The sequence below is a fragment of the Calothrix sp. UHCC 0171 genome (assembly GCF_034931845.1).
Taxonomy (GTDB): Bacteria; Cyanobacteriota; Cyanobacteriia; order Cyanobacteriales; family Nostocaceae; genus Brunnivagina.
Genome location: NZ_JAYGHN010000027.1, coordinates 55,059 through 74,516 on the forward strand (window position 1 = coordinate 55,059; position 19,458 = coordinate 74,516).

Sequence of the window (19,458 nt, forward strand, 5' to 3'; positions counted from 1 at the left end):
CTTGCGTAGCTTTAGCTTCTCGCGGAGCGAGTATTGTGAATTGGTATTATGTGTTGCCATCCGGCAAAAAATAAGGGCTTTATTTCTAACCAGTCTCAAAAGCTCAAAGCCTTGTTTGGACAGGAATAAAAATACAACCCCTGATGGATTAGGTAAATTAATTACATGGAAGAAGTTAAAAAACCAAGACTTACGCACGTGAAGCCAGAAACCTGGTTTCTTTGCGTAAGTCCTAAAAATGTAGATATCGCTCTTAAATCAAATCAACAAATGCAATCAATTTAGGGACGGTACAGCCACAAAGGTAAGCCGCTAGTTGACATTTCAAAGTCTAACCAATCCATGCTGGAACTAATTAGACTTGGTTTCGCTTGGCTGTTTCCAGAAAGGATGCGGTTGACTAGAGGTTTGCGTTCTTCGATTGTAAAAGAAAGAGTTTTGTCAGGATCGAGTTCTACAAGCTCACAAGCCCAACGACGAGCTTCTTCTTCAGTTCCTAAACGGTCTACAACACCTAATTCTAAGGCTTGCTGCCCAGTAAAAATTCGTCCGTCAGCAAAACTTCTCACCGTTTCTGGTGGCAAATTTCGACCTTCAGCAACAGTCGTCACAAACTGGTGATAACTTGTGTCGATGAGTTCTTGCAAAATATGTTGTTCGGCTTCAGTGAGTTCTCTGTCAAACGATAAAATATCTTTATAGGGACCAGATTTAATCACCTTGAAAGAAACACCGATTTTATCTAATAATCTTTCTAAATTATTACCGCGTAAAATTACACCAATGCTTCCCGTAATTGTACCAGGATTTGCCATAATGTAATGTGCGCCCATACCAATATAAACGCCACCAGAAGCCGATATATTTCCGAAACTTGCAATAATTTTCGTCTTTTCGCGCAACTTTTTCAGAGCGCTATAAATTTCCTGGGAGTCTCCAACGGTACCACCAGGACTATCAATTCTGAGCAAGAGGGCTGGGAATTTCTTCTCTTCAACTGTTTTCAGGGCTTCTAATACTCGCTTGCGTGTTCCACTAGCGATCGCACCTGTAATTTCAATTCGAGCAATCTGTTTACTAAACCTGGGTTTAAAGGGCCAAACCATGAGCAGTCAAAAAACCTCGTAACAAATTTAATCTCAGATGCCTAAAGCATCAGCAAATGACTGTATAACGAATTAACAATTCTCAACAGACAAGTATATTTAATGATTATGATTTAATTGGATTTTCCTAAATCAATAAACCACTGTATTTATTATAGTAAGAATTTTCAGGTGTTTAGTTTGAGTGTATGGGCTTGGCAATTTTTCAGACAGAACTAAGCAAGGGTCTATTTGCCCACAGGATTCACAAGAGTATTCAAAATAATTCAAAATAATCAAAAATTAAACAAGAAAACCCAAGCCAAATAAATTCATGCACAATCAAGGAGTGAGAAAATGTCTAATCAGCGCCACTTCCAAAGAATCTTGGTTGTCAACTCATCAGCAAAACCTGATATTTTTGCGGTTACGAGAACAGCAAATTTGTTGTTTGCCCATATCCTTAAAATTAAGAATCCAAACGCAAAATCTGATACCGATAATGAACATAGGTATCAAACAAGACACCAACAAAACTACAAGTTAATCCAATAGTGATAGTTCCCTCTAAAGAACTGCCACCGCCGAAAGTGGCGAGAAACTGTAAAATTAGATTGGCGATCGCGCCTGTAAGATTCTGCAAGCCGGGAACATAACTAATTAGCGACAAAGCGACTAAAACCGCACCAATGAAAATCAGAGGGGCGACGAAACTAAAAATAATTGTCAAAGCGAGCGATCGAAGGAAATTAATGAGTATTGTCATTGCAGGCAAGGCTCCTTAAAAACAAAATAGCCGTTATCCTGGTTCGTCATTTACTAAGATAAGTTGGATTGTCCACTCTCAGTCAATTATTCAAAAATCTTAAATTTTAATTAAAATAGCTCAATAATTTTTCCGAAGATGTTTACCTAAATATTTTCAGTGTCAAACAGATATAACCCTTATCGAGCAAAGCCTCCTGGTGGTGTCACCCCTCTTGTAGAAACTCACAGGCTGGCATTAAGAAGTTTGAAATTCTGAGAATAGCTTTAACTTAAATTAAGCATTGGGAGTCGAAGCAAGAAGAATGATTCCAATACCCATAATATCTACCCATAACCATAATCCATTAACTATTAACCACTCACAACCAGCAAAAAAGCAGTAGAAATTCGCTATTATGACGGCAGTTACCGAGTTAGCTTGTAAAAATCAAATTGAGCGAGACAAAATCTAAATCTAGCTTAGGAGTATGGAGCCAGCGCTTGCTATCAGCGCTTTTTCTCACCGGGCAGGTGCTATTTCACCTTACCAGAGGAAAAATCCATCGACGTAACACGTTTGAACAAATGGCGGCGGTTGGTCCTGATTCGCTGCTTATTGCACTGTTAACTGCTGTATTTGTGGGAGCAGTATTCACAATTCAAGTAGCGCGGGAATTTATCGCCTTTGGAGCCGGGAATATTGTCGGTGGCGTATTAGCATTAGCTTTAACGCGGGAATTAACACCAGTTTTAACTGCTGTGATTGTCGCCGGCAGAGTTGGTTCAGCATTTGCCGCAGAAATTGGCACGATGCGAGTCACCGAACAAATCGATGCACTCTTAATGTTAAAAACCGATCCCATTGACTATCTGGTGATTCCTCGCGTGATTGCCTGTGTGATTATGCTACCAATTTTAACGCTGCTGTCGTTAGTGACGGGAATGCTTGGGGGCTTAATCATTGCCACAAATGTATATAACCTCGCGGATTCAGTATTTTTAGATTCCGCCCGCAGTTTTTTAGATATTTCGGATATTCTGAGTGCCATGCTCAAAGCCTGTTGTTTTGGCATTTTAATTGCCATAGTGGGGTGTAACTGGGGAATGACAACATCAGGAGGAGCCAAAGGAGTTGGACAATCCACCACTGCTGCTGTGGTGACATCTTTACTACTTATTTTTGTTTTTAACTTTTTCCTATCAGCCGTAATGTTTCAAGGACAAGGTAGTGCATTGCAACAAGGATTTTAAAAAATAGGGAAAATAATTAAAGTTAATGAAAACAGAGATGGATATCCTGATTTCCCTCCTTATTTTCCCTTTAACCTTAAAATAATGATGTTTGTGAATAACCAGGATTTAAAAACGTGACTACTTCCCTCACTCCCGATAAGCTATCAACTGTTGAACTCAAACCGAGTTACAATATCCCTTTGGTTTTAGTGTTTGCTGGAATACCTCTTTTGTTAGTCAATCCTTGGATTGGAGGCATATTCGCGATACTTGGCTTGTTTTTAATGTTTCAGTCGGTAATTATTCGGTTGAAATTTACCGCTACCGATTTAGAGGTTTATCGCGGTGAAACACTGATTCGGAGTTTTCCTTACCGAGAATGGGAAAATTGGCGAATATTTTGGCATCCAGTACCTATTTTGTTTTATTTTAAGGAAATCAAAAGTATTCACTTTTTACCAATTATTTTTGATCCAAAAACATTAAAAATTTGTTTAGAACAACGTTGTCCACAGAAGTAATTAGTTTGGGAGAGGGGTAATAGTGATTGTTGAATCTTTTCGGCTAGAGTAGACAAAAATCAGGAGTCGTTAAGTAAAATAATTAAATATTTCCTATTGGCAATTATTAATCGTTAACAATTTAAAATATTTATGAACGGAGACGAATTCCAAGCCCCAAAACCAACAGAAGAATATTTAGGGCAAACAGAAGTAGAAACACCTAGCAATCAGCAACAAGAAAATAGTACAGAGTCATTAATGCCATCTGAATCAGAATTATCTACACAAAATCCAGAGAATGCAGTTGTTGAAACAGTGGCGCAATTGGGCAGTGATTCTGAGACAGATGTTGCCAATTCCCATTCCGCAGAGCAAGAAATATCTCAACGAATTGCCGAATTGCAACGTACAGAAACAGCCCTCAAAGAAGAAATTGCCAACTTGCGATCGCAACTGAGTGAAACACAAGCGACAATGGGAAAAGTTATTCAAGAGGCGCTTTCCCAACTCGAACAACGCAAACAAGCACTACAACTTTCCATTGAACAACTCGAACGCCGACAAGAGCGAATTCGCAATGAAATGCGAACTACATTTGCTGGTGCTTCCCAAGATTTAGCAATTAGAGTTCAAGGTTTCAAAGATTATCTCACGGGTAGTTTACAGGATTTAGCGGCGGCTGCCGAACAACTTCAACTAGGAAGTGTCGCCAAACCAGAACCTGAACAACCTCCCAGACGAGAAATCCGCGAAACCAGAAATACAGAATCCGAATCTCTGGGTACTCCCATACAATTTGCCCAACAACAATTTCAAGACACTACCAAACAAATTCGCCGTTTAATCGACCAATATCGGACAAAACCAGATTATTATGGTCCTGTATGGCAATTGCGTCGCACCTTTGAACCTGTCCATGCCGAAAGAATCTCCAATTGGTTTTTCACCCAAGGCGGAAGAGGTGCATTGCGGACAATGGGAAGTCGCTTGCAAAATATTTTGATTGCCTCAGCTGCTATCTCCATCCTCCATAAACTCTACGGCGATCGCGTTCGCACTTTAGTATTAACAGGCACTCCAGAACGTCTCGGTGAATGGCGACGTGGTTTACAAGATTGTTTGGGGATAGGTCGTCCAGACTTTGCCCCTGATGGAGGTGTTGTCATATTTGAGACAGCAGAAGCAGTAGCCCAAAAAGCTGATAGACTGCTCAAAGCCAAGCAGATGCCTTTTATCATTATTGACGATTCCGAAGACCAAATCAGCCTTGCACTGCTACAATTCCCTCTGTGGTTAGCATTTGCACCTGATCCGCGTACAATACGCAATAGTTACGATGATGATTATTAATAGTTAATCATAGTTAATCGTAGTTAGTTAATTATTAATTACTTCTTAGGAACTGGAATTGAATAACTTGCAATTCTGAATAAATATGAAATGGGGCGTTATTTTTGCACTTTATTTGATTCACATTCCTTAATCAGTTGTTCTCTCCTTTCTCTTTTGTTTCTCCCTTTCCCTTTTAATATGCTTATTTGGTTAAGTTTGTGTGGAATAATTTTAGTTGCCGCCTATTTATTGGGTTCGATTCCTACTGGTTACACAGCAGCAAAATTATTAAAAGGTATTGATATCCGTGAAGTTGGTTCTGGCTCAACTGGTGCAACTAATGTTTTAAGAACTTTAGGAAAAGGACCAGGTGCTTTTGTTTTACTAGTAGATTGTTTAAAAGGTGTATTATCAATTTTTCTAGTTTACTGGTTCTTTGAATTAGCACCAAGTTATAACCTAATTCCCCAAACAATAAATATCGACATTTGGCAATCTTGGATGGTGACACTGGCGGGGATATTTGCCGTCCTCGGACATAGTAAGTCAATATTTCTTGGCTTTACTGGAGGTAAATCTGTTGCCACAAGCTTGGGTATTTTATTAGCGATGAATTGGCAAGTTGGTTTAGCAACCTTTGGTGTTTTTGCTGTGGTTGTAGCAATCTCGCGGATTGTTTCGCTGAGTTCCATCTCTGGGGCTGTAGCCGTTTCCATATTTATGATTTTGCTGCATCAACCTTTAGCTTATATTTTGTTTGGTGTTGCCGGTGGATTATATGTAATCATTCGCCATCGTAGTAATATTCAGCGATTAATTGCAGGGACAGAACCAAAGTTAGGTGAGAATGTCACAGTGATGACAACAGAAGGAGAAACCGCCAATTTGTAAATTAATTTGTAAATTAAATATAAATAATAAATAAATGTAAATTAATTTAATCTGGTGATTCATCCTCACACAAAAATTTTATCGCGCGATCGCACCATGCTAACCATTCAGTCTCATGGCTAATCCCTTTTTGTAATGTCAGGTAGCGATATTTTTCAGCTAAAGATAAATTATTTGGTTCCGCAAAAAACTGATTTTCTATTGATAAATATGTATCTAAAGTTACCTTGTGTTGAATGTAATGATTCTCCAACTGCTTGATAATCGTGACTTTAGGTACAAGTTCCCCTGCAAAAATTTTTACCAGTAGCTCATCTTTGAATGGACTAACATCCAAAGGTTCCTGAATCCAGTTACGCAAATAATCCTTTCCTGTCTCCGTAATTGAAAGTACCTTTTTATCCGGTCTTCCTTCCTGGCGAATTACTTCTGCGCTCGCATATCCTTGCTCCTGTAACTTAGTTAATTCCCGGTAAATTTGCTGTTGGGTTGCGTGCCAGAAAAAACCCACTGAACCGGCAAATTGTTTGGATAAGTCATAACCGCTACAGGATGACTCTAATAAAACTGCCAAAATTGCATGGGAAATTGCCATATATTTGCCATATGTATAAATCGAGAAACCGAGTCAAAACTAATTCAGAGGTGTATTCAATTAATTGAATAGTATACTATTTGTACTAATAAAATAGTTCAAGAAATAGTACACCGGATAGAGAAGTGAATTTGCTACTCTTCATCTGCAATTTCTGATTTCTGTAGTTTTGATCTCGAACTTGTATTGACTCTTACTAAACAATCTGCCATAACCTGCGATTAATTAAAAATTTCAGGAACAAATCCCAGAAACGTGGATAATTTCGTTATCGTATTCCTGGAAGCCTGCAATTTGATGATGATTGTATGAGTAAAAAAATTGAGATTTTGCCAGACTTAGCTAGCTTGATTATGCGATCGCAGCAAATCATCCTGGCTAAAATAGAAGTAGCAATCAAAGAAAGGGGTATGTTTACAATTGCCTTATCAGGAGGAAGCACCCCTAAACCATTGTATGAAGCGATCGCCACCCAGAACTTACCTTGGGACAAAATTCACATATTTTGGGGAGATGAGCGCTATGTACCACCTAACCATCCAGACAGTAATGAAAAAATGGCGCGTCAGGCATGGTTAGATCAAGTGAATATTCCGGCGGCAAATATCCATGCCATGCCGACTTTAGATGGTAATCCAGCAGTTTCAGCCGCAAAACACGAACAAGAACTACAAGCCTTTTTTCAAGTAAAACCGGGCGAGTTTCCCGCACTGGATGTAGTTTTACTAGGGATGGGAGACGATGCTCACACAGCTTCCCTATTCCCCCACACAGCAGCCCTCCAAGTCACAGATAAATTAGTGACAGTTGGCAACAAAGACAGCAGTCAGCGTCTAACTTTCACATACCCATTCATCAACGCCGCACGGTGCGTTATGTTTGTAGTGGCAGGGGCAAATAAACGACCAGCTTTAGCCCAAGTTTTCGCACCTGTTGCCGACGACTTTACCTATCCATCACGCTTAATTCAACCCCAAGGAGAACTTTGGTGGTTGCTAGATAGTTTAGCAGGTAGCGAATTACAACAATAAAAGGAAAATGCTGAAATTTGCGAGCTAAGTATTAATTTTTTGTTTGATGCATTAAATTTTAATACTTTGAACTACGTACTTCATCCAGGCTGAAGGGAGACAGGAAAATCTGAAAAAGCACGCCAAAAGGTTCTCCAATAAGCAAACTGGAATAACTCGTAATTTATAATATTCACTTACCATAGACGCGATCGCAACTTCACTCTCCTCTTAGAGAAGGCTTCGCGAGGGTGTGGAACTGGTAAGTACAAACCCGTGACTTCTCTGAGAATATCACCTAGCAAGACTGAAGCAAGCTACGCGATTCCTCTGAGTCTGGTGTGTAGTCGCACTGTCTACGTGCATCTCTCTAGGAACAGGCAACTACGAACCAATAAGTTTACCGAGCAAAGTTCCCAAATTCCTTTGGTGAAATATCTAGTGAGACATCGACACATCAATGCGGGGGTATGGAAATCAGGAATATTATTCGCTTTTCTCTATCTATCAAATGATGAGAGAACTGGTACGTCGCTAAAGGACAATGTCGCTATTAATATATGAGGTTTTACCATGTATTAATAGACTTTGAGAACATGCCAGCATAGCCACCCCATTAGGAGTAGTTGCTAAAATCGGAAGCTAGAGTAATATACCCTCTGCTTGATACCCAAAATCTTGAACTCTGACCTAGAAAAAGGTTTATTTCCATGATCGTCTGCCCAAACTGCAATCACCCTAACCCAGACGGAGCTGTCCAGTGTGAAGCTTGCTATACCCCCTTGCCAGCTACTGTTAGCTGTCCAAGTTGTGGGGCATCCGTGCAGGCAGATGCATCCTTCTGCGGTCAATGTGGTTTTAACTTACGCACTGCTGCGACACCGACTGTTGCACCAACGGTTGCTGCTGCACCGACAGTTGCGCCAACAGTTGCCGCCGCCCCGACAGTTGCGCCTGATGTCCTCCCGGAAGTACCTCCTTTAGTTGCTCCAGAACCACTGGTACAAGTACAACCAATTGTGGTTACAGCACCTCCAGAGGTGGCACCAGAAGTTGCTCCTTTGCCCCCTACCGCCGTTAGCGCTCCAGAACCACAACCTGTTGTCGTTGCCGAACCTCCAACAATGGCTGTTCCCGCACCGATGACAACTTCTCCACCAATAGCTGCGCCACCACCAACTATTGCACCGGAACCAGAACCTGTTGCTGTAGTGCCCGAACCAGAACCGGAACCAGAACCGGAACCTGTTGTTGTAGTACCCGAACCGGAGCCAGAACCTGTTGCGGTACCCGAATCGGAGCCTGTTGTAGTTGCTACATCTTCCCCGGCACGAACTCAGTTACAACAAATTACCGGACGCTTAGTGCATGTCCAGTCCGAACAAAATATTGAGTTACCACAAAATCTCCCCGTAATTCATATTGGGAAGCCAAACGATCGCATCCCCCCAGATGTTGATGTGTCGGGATTTTCCAATTCGGAAATTGTCTCGCGGATTCATGCTGATATTCGCGTTGAGGGTGATGCCTACTACATTGAAGATGTTGGTAGTTCTAACGGTACATACATCAACAATTTACCTTTGTTACCAGGGAATAGACACCGTTTGCGACCGGGCGATCGCATCGGACTTGGTAAAGGGGATTTAGTCACTTTTTTGTTTCAGACAGTTGAAATATAATACTTGGCTGTATAGTGATAAAACTTAAATTGCTACATCCACAAAAATCTCTCCCTCCCAAAAACTGGACTTTGGAACACAAATCTGTTGACATCTCCAACCCTCCACAAAATTCGCAAATACCCCAAAACACAGTCAAGTTTGGTTACGATAGACTCTAGTAGAACATCGTAGTATCCAAAAAGCATTAATTAAAAATTGTTTAAGGCTGGTGTATTGGTGGATGTAGTATGAGCGAACCTTGGAAAAATTCAGAACCTTTGCTCGCCAATGCAGCCCCTACGGTGAATAACCGCCTGGGGCTTAATTGGTTAATTGGGGCAGCTGTAGTCACAGCCTTGTTATGGCAGTTGTCTGGTGGCGATTATATTCTTTATCCCTTCACGATTTTGGCAACTTGGTTTCACGAAATGGCACATGGCTTAATGGCGGTGCTACTGGGAGGAAATTTTCAAGAGTTACAGATTTTCCCCAATGGTTCAGGTTTTGCTGCCTATAGATTTCCAGCATCCTGGGACCCCATTCGTCGTGCTTTAGTTGCGGCAGCAGGTCCGATGGGACCACCAATAGCAGGTGCAGCATTAATTATGGCATCCCGTAGTTACAAAACTGCATCTTTAAGCTTAAAAATCCTAGGAATTAGTTTATTAGTATCTACTTTAATTTGGGTTAGGTCTCTGTTTGGATTTATTTTTATCCCTTTACTGGGTATGATTATTCTCTTTTTGGGGTTAAAAGCAACTCGTTCGGTACAAGCCTTTGCGATTCAATTTTTGGGAGTCCAAGCCTGCGTTAGCACCTACCACCAACTAGATTACCTATTTAGCCAAACTGCTGGACGCTTAGGGGTTTCTGATACAGCCCAAATTCAACAACAATTGTTTCTACCATACTGGTTTTGGGGTGCTTTGATGGCAGTTGCATCTCTGGCAATTTTAATCCAAAGTTTGCGCGTTGCTTACCGTTCAAATTAGCTCACTCACGCTAAGGTGCTTACCCACGTGAAGCCAGAAACCCGGTTTCTTAGTCGATATCTGGTCGTCAAAACAACTATTTTGCATAGAACCGGGTTTCTTCGCGTAAGCCCTAGATGAATCAGTTCACTGTAATCGTGACACCCAGACTCTCATTAGCCATCCTATCCACTGCACATACCGCATAAGTTCCCGGTTCAACGGTGGCGAAATTAGTTCCACGAGATAGTACCCGTTGCAATGTCCAAGTATCTCCACTCCTACGATATAGTGTCCAAGAACGAATATCCTGGTTATTTGCTGCCGGCTGCCAATTGAGACGACGGTTACTGACTTGCAAACCAGTAGGTATTGGTGGAGATGTGGCATTTCGCCATGACATAGTTGGGGCAAGGGCTGGTCTGTTGTATATTGTTCCTTGGAAGGTGTCGGCAATACCTTGGCGATTCTCAATAATCGAATTCATGCTAAAAAAGATATTGCCCAAGGATAAATTATTCATCGGGTGACGACTAATTGCTATCTGCTTGGTAATTTCTTCGTTTTTCCAAGCCTTTCCATCCAGTTGTCCAATATTATTTCCAGCGTAAATATGACGCTGTTTGCTATTTATCTCTGTCCACCATTTCAACAAGGCTGGATAGCTCTGTTTAGGTTGATCGGTGCGCCAGTATAATTGTGGAGCGATGTAATCAATCCAACCTTCCTCAAGCCATTTTTTGGCATCGGCATAAAGCACATTAAAAGCATCTAAACCGATAATTCCAGGTGGTTGCCCAGGTCTGTAAATACCGAATGGACTGATGCCAAATTTTACATGGGGTTTGACTGCTTTAATACCTTGGGAAAGTCGTAATACCATTTGATTGACATTTTCCCGTCGCCAATCGCCCAAACTTAAAGTACCACCTGCATTCCGATAGGCAGTATAGGTTTTACCGTCGGGGAAAGATTTTCCTTCGATGGGATAGGGATAAAAATAGTCATCTAAATGGATGCCATCAACGTCGTAGCGTTGCAATACGTCCATAATGACATTATAAGCCCGATCCTGAACGACTTTTGCACCGGGGTCCATCCATAGCTGATTACCCCATTCATAGACAACATCGGGGTTAGTGATTCCAATATGGGGACGGGCAAGAACTCCCTGTTTCATTGAGGTTTTGGCGCGGTAGGGATTAAACCAGGCATGAACTTCAATATTACGCTTGCGACATTCGGAAATTGCCAACTCCAAGGGATCGTAAAATGGTGCTGGTGGTTTACCTTGGGTTCCAGAAATCCACTGACTCCAAGGTTCTAACTTTGACTGGTAAAAGGCATCGCCTTCGGGACGTACTTGGAGAATTAGGGCGTTGAAGTTAAGTTTTTGTAGTTGAGTGATAATTGCCATCAGTTCAGCTTTTTGTTGTGCTGTCGAAAGTCCGGCTTTGGAGGGAAAGTCGTTATTCCAGACACAAGCTAGCCATGCACCGCGAAATTCCCGGTTGTGACTGACACGTACCGTCGCGACTGGTGGTGTCTTGGGTGTGGCGGAGACAAGATAATTAGAGGGAATCTTGGGGGCTTCACCCAGATAGACTAGGGCTTGATAGATAAATGCCGCAACATCAGCACGAGTTGAGGCTAAAGTTGGGTTTAGTAGTTTGACATTGGGGTGACTTGTGACTAATCCCGCAGCAGTTGCGATCGCAATTTGGTTTAATGCATAGGTAGGGATTTGGCTGGCATCTTGGTAAATTTGCGATAGTATATTTACTAATTCTGGTTTAATTTTGAGTCCAATATCTAAGCCGGATACCAGGGAAAGGATGATTTCTAAACGAGAAATGCGATTTTCTGGACGAAAACGGTTATCTGGAAAACCATTGAGAAATCCTTTTTCTTGTACTGTTTGAATTGCCGATGCTGCCCAGTAATTTTGGGGTATGTCTAAAAAGGGTTTATATTGCCGTTTTTTGGGAATTTTGACAAAGGCTTTGGAAAGAATTACGGCATATTCTGCACGGGTGACAGAGTTATCTGGACGATATGTGCCGTTGGGAAGTCCTGTAACGATGTTACGTTTTGCCAATGCTTCAATAAATCCCTGTGTCCAGTGATTTTGAATATCGGAGAATGATGTCGGTGTTAATACCATTTTCACCCCTGATAGAGTTATTGATAATAGGTCTCTGTTATTTTAGACACATCATGCTGGTTTTAGGGTTTAGTAAGTAGCTAAAATATATTTAAATTGCATGTTTCGGCAAGTCTGGGACTCTACCTAAAATTGAACTGTGAAATTATTAGATTGGTGATTTTGAGAAGTGTTCAAAGTTAAGTTACATAAATACAAGTATCTTTATTTGTTATTCACAATAACCCTAATTGGTATAATTGGGTATACATATTTATCCAAGCGATCGCCTATTTTTAGCTGTTATGAATGGGGTTTTTCAAGTAATGCCACAAAATACTATACTCACCCCGAAAAGATAGTAGTAAAACCTTGGCGTGGACAACATCATGTTTTCGGAATTTTTATGATTCCGGGTGGGTATCTAAATGACAACTTGTTCAAGTTGGAGATACCTGGAGAACAAACCTATTGTGGTGTTCTTGCCTATGAAGGAACCGTTGAAGCTGAAGGAGTTCGTGCCAAACCTGGTGCTTATTTGATGAAAGGTTTGCTCAATACTCGCACTGCTTTGTGGTTAATTTCCCAAGGTAAGGTGGATGAATTAAAAAAGATAGAGAATTGGAAAGTGGGATACTCAAAGAGTAAGTAATATACGGTTAAAACCCTCTATACTAATAGCTAAAGTTATCTTGTAGATGACTAAATATTTTTCGCACTCAGTCCACAAGACGTGAGGAGTGAGGAGTAAAAAATTAGGAAATTAGGAATTTACAAAATCTCATTTTTCACTTCAATAAATGCTCCTGAATATACATGACGGTAGCGTAAAATTGAAAGTCGATATTTTTCTTTTTACTAAATCCATGCCCCTCATCTTTTGCCATTAAATACCACACAGGAATGTTGTTTTTCTTCACGGTTGCAACTATTTGTTCTGCCTCATTTAATGGTACACGGGGGTCATTTTTTCCGTGAATGACAAATAAAGGCTTTTTGATTTTCTGAGCATTATTTAGTGGCGAAATCTTTAAGAGAAACTCACGCATTTTGCGATCGCGTTCATCTCCGTATTCGACACGTCGTAAATCACGCCTGTAACTTTCGGTTTTTTCGAGGAAAGTGACAAAGTTGGAAATACCCACAATGTTGATAGCTGAACGGATTTTATCGGCATAATTCGTCGATACAGCTAAAGACATGTAACCACCGTAACTTCCCCCTGTCACCATGACTCTATCTTTATCTAAATCTGGTTGTTGGGCAATCCAGTCTAATAATGTACCGATATCTTTGACTGAATCCTCACGCTTGAAGCCATTATCGAGTTTGAGAAAGGTTTTTCCGTAACCACTGGAACCGCGCACATTCGGAAAGAATAAAGCGACACCTAACTCATTCAAATAATAATTATTACGTCCTAAAAAGCTGGGGCGAAATTGTGATTCGGGTCCCCCATGAATATCTATAATAACAGGACGTTTGCCTTTGAATTTGGCAGGAGGACGGTAGAGAAATCCAGAAATAGTTTTACCATCGAAACTTTTCCAGCGAACTAATTGTGCGTCGGAGAAATTAGCTGTATTCAAGCCACCTGTTTCGCTTTGCGTCCATCTTTCAACTCTATTACTGCGGATATTCAAGGAATATACATCAGCTGTGGAACGGGCGGAAATGAGTGTAAAACCTAAGTCTTGATTATTTTTGTGCCAGGTAATACCGTATACTTGCCCGATAGGTAGTTTTGGCAATGACTTTTCTTGGCGCGTTGCCGTATCGAGTATGTGTAAAACGCTTCTACCATCTTCATTAGTGACAAAAGCTAAATTTTTACCATCATCGGAAAGCTCCATATCTTCGACATCCCAAGGAATATTACTGGTGATGTAAGTATAATTCTTGGTTGCTAAATCGACATACGCTAACCGGGAAAACTCTGATTCCTTATCGGTAATCACATACAAACCTTTCCCATCTTTGCTAAAAATAGCACCACGGTAAGCAACTTGCTCTTTACCACCTTTAGGAGTGATGAGTTTTTTCTCACCAGTAGATGCATCCATCAACCACAGGTAGCTTTCGTTAGCTGATACATACTCAGTTATCAATATTTGAGTATCATCAACTGACCAATCTAACGCACCCCAACCACCACCTTCAACTTGGGCAATTAATTTATCACTTTTGGGGTCTTTAGGGTTGATAATATAGAAATCATTGTCCTTACCTGTGCGACGAGTAGAAGTATAAATAATGCGATCGCCTTTGGTAGACCATGCACCACCGCTATTTCTCGACTTTCCATCCGTGAGGAGAGTCACTTCTCCAGTAGCTAAGTCGTAGCGGAAATTTTGACTAAATTCATTACCACCAATATCTTTGCTGAAAACAAAATAATCTCCCTGTGTGGGTTGGAAACTACCCCCACCAACACGTTCAGGGAAAAATGTCATTTGTTTTCTCGCACCTTGAGGAAACTTGACTAAATGTACCTGTGGTGTATCACCAAAACGGGTAGAAATCAGCATTTCGCGGCGTTGGGGATGCCAACTCGAAAGACTTGCAGCCCGAAAATTTGTGTAGCGCTCCACATTTTCGACTAATGTTGCCGGGATAGGTGGTATCCCCTCAACAACTAAATTATCACCAGGTGTGATAGTGGGAGTTTGGGCAGTAGCAATAAAGGTAGATAGTAATACTACTGCCAGGGATGTAATAGTTAATCTTGAAGAAAATCGCATCTACTGATTATCTCAAACTCTGGGGCTAAATTAAATAATGTAGATTGTCAGTATTTGCCGATTTTTGTTGACTCTTCGCAAAGAACTTGGGCAAATCTAGGTTAGATGTAGGTACGTGATGGATATTTGATGCTGAATGAATAAAATTATGTTGCACCATTACTCCACATTAATTTTGCCTTGGTCTTAACTGTCTCGACTGATTGATTTTTTGATAATTTCTTTTACTAATTCAGAAATATCTTGATCAAGCTCATTTGCCTGCTGCTTGAATCTTTCATCTTGTTTCCACGAGATACCCCATCCACTCCTTCGGAGAATTTTTCATCGGGACTGCCTTCACGTACTAGTAGAATTTTGCCAGCCTAATCTTAATTTTTTTTGTCTAGACTTAGCCAGATTGACGCTCCCACAGACAGCATGGGAGCCAAACAGCAAAACAAGGATATTTCTCCCTCTTTTCCTTTTTCCCTTTTATTGACTTGAGGCTTATACAAATAAATCTAAGGGTAAATGCCCAAACATTTCATTAATCCCACCTTGACGGTAGGACTGACAAGACACTAATACCCCACGGTGGTGTCCTGAGTAGGAATCAATGTAGCACAAACCGTTTTTACCGTTTAACTTAATATAAACTGGTCCTTCCATCACGGGTAAATCCTTTGGAGGTTCGTATCCTAATGCCAGCGAATAGGTTCTCATCGCCATTAACCCTTCCTCCGCAGTATCAGCACAAATACCTAATATCTGGTAATCAGAAATACTAGTAATAGCCAGCAAAGCTTTACGTATTAAAGTTTTTTCCGAACTTTTGATTGGAGGGGCAATATCAACACAATTAAATTTATTCAGAATCTTTTTAGCTTCTTGAAATGTGAGGTTGCTCTGTTGTTGGCTGGTCATAAATCTGCTTATTATTGGTTGTGTTTACAGTGTTGTCGGGATGAGAATCACACTCTGAGAATACTAAATTCAAAAGAAGCTAGAGAATTTTCGAGGAAGATTTAAATGATTTACACTTAAAATGATTTCCCGTAAATCATCTTAGACGCTTCTTTGCCATTCTGACTCCCTCTAAGATTATTTTCTAATAGGGAGTATCCTCGATTTCAGAATTAATTTTGCATATTCCCTAAGTTAAAAAGAAACGGTACACTACTGTTCGATTCGCTACCAATCACCAGAACTTTAGGCATTTGGGCACCACCGCTTTTCCATGCCTCTATAGATTCTTTTTGCAGCACTAACTGTCCTCCTTGAGCTTTCAATGTTTCTGCTAAGAGTCTTTGGGCTTCGGATTTACCTTTCGCCCGATTAATTTCTGCTTGGGCTTCCTGTTCAGCTTCTCGTGCTATGTAGACGGCTCGTTGCGCTCTTTGTTCAGCAATTTGTTTCTCCTCAACGGCTTTAGCAAATTCTGGCGAGAAAGTTAGGTCTACTACGCTGGTATCTAAGACAATGATTCCATACTTATCCAATCTCTGACCTAAAGCTGCATCAAAATCTTCCTTGAGTTCACTGCGCTTGGTAATTGCTTCTTCTACTGTTCGGCGAGCTGCGGCAATTTTAAATGATTCTTGAGTTTGCGGGGCAATTATTTTGGCAACAATGTTTTCCAACGTACCTTGTTTCCTGCGTACTTCTACTACCTGAATTGGATCGAGACGAAAATTGATTGCAAATCGTGCCGTTAACGTTTGCAAATCCTTAGTGGAGCTTTCTGCGGGAACTTCAAATTTTTGCACAGTTAAATCGTAAACATCAACGACTGAAACAAATGGGGGTTTGATGTGAATACCTTCAAGTAATGCACCATCCCTAGCTTTTCCCAATATACTTATTACTCCTGCCTGTCCCGGATTAATGATGATAAAAGAGTTGAGACTAAAAAGCACCATTATTGCTAATATTGCCCCAATAAGTATATTTTGCCAACTATCTAATTGCAGATTTTTCAACTTCCCCTCTCCTGTTGAAAATAGTGTATTGGGCAAAAAATACAGAAGTCTTTTGGATTCTGGATTGGCTCTACATCAATGCAGAAATTGCATCAACTAAAACCAGAGATTTGTGGCTTCCATAATTCTGACTTCTGTATTCCCTTTCTTCTTGTTTCATCGTGACACAATCTGCGCTTATGCGCTGGGTTTGAGAACGATGTGGTACTTGTGGTACTATAGGTGTCCGCGCATCTACATAATATCTGTGGTTACGGTATCAAGACATTCTCGATTTTCTCGAAGGCGTAATGGTTCCGTTCATCCTCTCCAACGCCTATTTAGTTACGGCAAGCAGTATCGCCAACAGGTTTGGCAAGCAGCGATCGCATCTATTTTAAATAAAGTTTTTGATTTAGCCCCTCCTGTATTGATTGGTACTGCGGTTGACGTGGTAGTAAAGCAGCAGGATTCGCTAATTGCCAGCTTTGGCATCAAAGATATTTTTGGACAATTTCTGGTTTTGGCGGTAATCACTATAGTGGTTTGGGTGCTGGAATCGGTGTTTGAGTATGTATACAGGCGTTTGTGGCGAAATCTCTCGCAGCAAATACAGCATAATCTCCGTTTGGATGCTTACAATCATCTTCAAGAATTAGAATTGGCTTATTTTGAAGAGCGCAGTACGGGTGGTTTAATGTCTATTTTGAGTGATGATATTAACCAACTCGAACGCTTTTTAGATGGTGGTGCTAATGATATTATTCAGGTGACAGCAACGATTTTAATTATTGGTACTGGTTTCTTTATTGTTGCCCCCCATATTGCTTGGATGGTAGTTATTCCCATGCCTTTGATTGTGGGCGGCTCACTATTATTTCAAAAGTTATTAGAACCACTATATGCTGATGTTCGGGAAAAAGTCAGCTTACTCAATTCGCGATTGTCGAATAATTTGAGTGGAATTACTACCATCAAAAGTTTTACTGCTGAGGATTATGAAAGTGCGAGGGTAGCAGCCGATAGTGAAGCTTACAGACGCAGTAATGTCGCCGCAATTAAACTATCAGCAGCATTTATTCCCTTGGTGAGAATGCTTATTTTAGCTGGCTTCACAGTATTTTTAGTATTTGGAGGAATTGCCGCCGTCAATGGTCAAATATCAGTCGGTACTTATAGTATTTTAGTTTTCATTAGTCAATTATTGCTCTGGCCTCTGACTCGTTTGGGTGATACATTTGATTTGTATCAGAGGGCAATGGCTTCAACAAATCGTGTCATGGATTTATTGGATACTCCCATTGCGATTCATCCCGGAAATATTAGTTTACCGATTGCCGAAGTTCGGGGAGAGATCGAACTCAAAAATATTACTTTTGCTTACAAAGATAGACTCCCAATTATTCATAAATTATCTTTGCATATTCCTGCCGGCAAAACAATCGCTATAGTTGGCTCTACTGGCTCCGGTAAAAGCACTTTAGTCAAGCTGTTGTTGCGACTTTACGAAATTCACTTAGGACAAATAACCCTAGATGGAATTGATATTCAAAAGCTAAATTTACGCGATTTGCGACGATGTATTAGCTTAGTCAGTCAAGATGTATTTTTATTTCACGGAACTGTAGCTGAGAATATCGCCTACGGAACATTTGACGCGAGTGATAGAGAAATAAAAATGGCAGCCAAAATCGCAGAAGCGCACGAATTTATTCAGCGCTTGCCCCAAGGATATGAAACAATAATTGGAGAGCGGGGACAAAAACTATCGGGAGGACAAAGACAGCGAATTGCGATCGCCCGTGCCATTCTCAAAGACCCACCAATTATAATTCTTGATGAGGCTACATCCGCAGTGGACAATGAAACCGAAGCCGCTATTCAAAGGTCGCTCGAACGGATTACAGTAGATAGAACTACAATTGCGATCGCTCATCGTCTTTCCACTATCCGCAATGCTGATTGTATTTATGTCATGGAACATGGCAAATTTGTCGAGTCTGGAACCCACGAAGAACTATTAGACAAGCAAGGTGTTTATGCAAGTCTTTGGCGAGTTCAAAGCGGTGCTAAAAGTCCTGATTCCTAATTCCTGAAGGAAAAGTTCGTCATTACTCAATTCTTTGTCCACTTCCCCCAATTGCATTATGTTCACAAATCCTCAACCCGAAACCTCCGATAGTCAATGGCGCTATCAATTAGATAGATTCGTGAAAGAACATCAACAGGAACTAGCAGCACTGTCTTGGGCTTTGTGGCAAGAAAATGGCAACAGCCAAGGTACTATTGGCATTAATTTGGCACCAACACCGCATTTTGTTTATTGCCCCAATACGGCAATTGAGCAATTTAACGTCAAAGTCGATAATCGCCTGCAAGAAATTATGGGCTTAATTAAACACCACAAACCCGAAGTCGAGGTGTTAATGATTGGGATTGGGAAAGACCAAGTTAAATTGATTTATTTTGAGCCTCAACCAGAACCACCAACTTGTTTTACAGAAGTTGGCAAAAATTTAGACACTTTATTAGATGAATTGGAAGCAAAATTAGTGAATTCTCTAACTTTGATAAATTCCTAAAATACTGCATGTCCAATTTAG

The 19,458-nt window shown here is 40.7% G+C and carries 18 protein-coding genes; 11 read left to right on the plus strand and 7 right to left on the minus strand.

Features of this window, described 5'->3' with window-relative positions:
- Positions 1-202 (plus strand): hypothetical protein (locus VB733_RS19005; protein WP_323341628.1); only part of this gene is annotated, 202 nt, incomplete at its 5' end.
- A 79-nt stretch (positions 203-281) separates the two neighbouring features.
- Here the strand turns inward: VB733_RS19005 and sppA are convergent.
- Both sppA and VB733_RS19015 read right to left on the minus strand, forming a co-directional pair.
- Positions 282-1,106 (minus strand): signal peptide peptidase SppA, encoded by an 825-nt coding sequence (sppA, locus tag VB733_RS19010; protein WP_323341629.1) that lies wholly within the window; start codon positions 1,104-1,106, stop codon positions 282-284.
- 448 nt (positions 1,107-1,554) lie between these two features.
- Entirely contained in the window at positions 1,555-1,851 is a 297-nt protein-coding gene (locus VB733_RS19015) for a hypothetical protein (protein ID WP_323341630.1), read from the minus strand.
- A 434-nt stretch (positions 1,852-2,285) separates the two neighbouring features.
- Between VB733_RS19015 and VB733_RS19020 the strand changes: the two genes are divergently transcribed.
- The 4 genes from VB733_RS19020 (at position 2,286) to plsY (ending at position 5,791) form a co-directional block, all read left to right on the plus strand.
- Positions 2,286-3,083, plus strand: a complete 798-nt coding sequence (locus VB733_RS19020) for an MlaE family lipid ABC transporter permease subunit (RefSeq protein ID WP_323341631.1) — start codon at positions 2,286-2,288, stop codon at positions 3,081-3,083.
- Between the two features lie 116 nt (positions 3,084-3,199).
- Complete coding sequence (locus tag VB733_RS19025) at positions 3,200-3,586, plus strand: DUF3119 family protein (RefSeq protein ID WP_323341632.1); 387 nt, start codon at positions 3,200-3,202, stop codon at positions 3,584-3,586.
- A gap of 132 nt (positions 3,587-3,718) precedes the next feature.
- Complete coding sequence (locus tag VB733_RS19030; protein ID WP_323341633.1) at positions 3,719-4,918, plus strand: DUF3086 domain-containing protein; 1,200 nt, start codon at positions 3,719-3,721, stop codon at positions 4,916-4,918.
- A gap of 180 nt (positions 4,919-5,098) precedes the next feature.
- Positions 5,099-5,791, plus strand: a complete 693-nt coding sequence (plsY, locus tag VB733_RS19035) for a glycerol-3-phosphate 1-O-acyltransferase PlsY (RefSeq protein ID WP_323341634.1) — start codon at positions 5,099-5,101, stop codon at positions 5,789-5,791.
- Between the two features lie 46 nt (positions 5,792-5,837).
- On the opposite strand, the gene VB733_RS19040 is transcribed toward plsY, so the two are convergent.
- On the minus strand, positions 5,838-6,386 hold the full coding sequence (locus tag VB733_RS19040; RefSeq protein WP_323341635.1) for a PadR family transcriptional regulator: 549 nt from the start codon (positions 6,384-6,386) through the stop codon (positions 5,838-5,840).
- Between the two features lie 308 nt (positions 6,387-6,694).
- Here VB733_RS19040 and pgl point away from each other — a divergent pair, with 308 nt between their 5' ends.
- The 3 genes from pgl to VB733_RS19055 all read left to right on the plus strand — a co-directional run bounded on the left by pgl (position 6,695) and on the right by VB733_RS19055 (position 10,052).
- The gene (gene pgl / locus VB733_RS19045) at positions 6,695-7,417 is read left to right on the plus strand and encodes a 6-phosphogluconolactonase (RefSeq protein WP_323341636.1); all 723 of its coding nucleotides are present in this window, start codon (positions 6,695-6,697) and stop codon (positions 7,415-7,417) included.
- A 689-nt stretch (positions 7,418-8,106) separates the two neighbouring features.
- The gene (locus VB733_RS19050) at positions 8,107-9,078 is read left to right on the plus strand and encodes an FHA domain-containing protein (protein WP_323341637.1); all 972 of its coding nucleotides are present in this window, start codon (positions 8,107-8,109) and stop codon (positions 9,076-9,078) included.
- Positions 9,079-9,308: 230 nt separating this feature from the next.
- A complete protein-coding gene (locus VB733_RS19055) occupies positions 9,309-10,052 on the plus strand; it encodes a M50 family metallopeptidase (protein WP_323341638.1) in 744 nt (247 codons plus the stop codon).
- 121 nt (positions 10,053-10,173) lie between these two features.
- Here the strand turns inward: VB733_RS19055 and VB733_RS19060 are convergent, their stop codons facing one another.
- The gene (locus VB733_RS19060; protein WP_323341639.1) at positions 10,174-12,195 is read right to left on the minus strand and encodes a glycoside hydrolase family 10 protein; all 2,022 of its coding nucleotides are present in this window, start codon (positions 12,193-12,195) and stop codon (positions 10,174-10,176) included.
- Positions 12,196-12,403: 208 nt separating this feature from the next.
- Between VB733_RS19060 and VB733_RS19065 the strand changes: the two genes are divergently transcribed.
- Positions 12,404-12,826, plus strand: coding sequence for a hypothetical protein (locus VB733_RS19065; RefSeq protein WP_323341640.1), 423 nt, complete (start codon positions 12,404-12,406; stop codon positions 12,824-12,826).
- A 136-nt stretch (positions 12,827-12,962) separates the two neighbouring features.
- Here the strand turns inward: VB733_RS19065 and VB733_RS19070 are convergent, their stop codons facing one another.
- From VB733_RS19070 to VB733_RS19080, 3 genes are all read right to left on the minus strand, one after another.
- Positions 12,963-14,915, minus strand: coding sequence for a S9 family peptidase (locus VB733_RS19070; RefSeq protein ID WP_323341641.1), 1,953 nt, complete (start codon positions 14,913-14,915; stop codon positions 12,963-12,965).
- A 489-nt stretch (positions 14,916-15,404) separates the two neighbouring features.
- Positions 15,405-15,821, minus strand: coding sequence for a DUF1824 family protein (locus VB733_RS19075; RefSeq protein WP_096611129.1), 417 nt, complete (start codon positions 15,819-15,821; stop codon positions 15,405-15,407).
- 212 nt (positions 15,822-16,033) lie between these two features.
- Complete coding sequence (locus VB733_RS19080; RefSeq protein WP_096611131.1) at positions 16,034-16,876, minus strand: prohibitin family protein; 843 nt, start codon at positions 16,874-16,876, stop codon at positions 16,034-16,036.
- A gap of 247 nt (positions 16,877-17,123) precedes the next feature.
- Here VB733_RS19080 and VB733_RS19085 point away from each other — a divergent pair, with 247 nt between their 5' ends.
- Entirely contained in the window at positions 17,124-18,944 is a 1,821-nt protein-coding gene (locus VB733_RS19085) for an ABC transporter ATP-binding protein (protein ID WP_323341642.1), read from the plus strand.
- A 58-nt stretch (positions 18,945-19,002) separates the two neighbouring features.
- The gene (locus tag VB733_RS19090) at positions 19,003-19,437 is read left to right on the plus strand and encodes a hypothetical protein (protein ID WP_323341643.1); all 435 of its coding nucleotides are present in this window, start codon (positions 19,003-19,005) and stop codon (positions 19,435-19,437) included.
- Positions 19,438-19,458 lie beyond the last annotated feature (21 nt).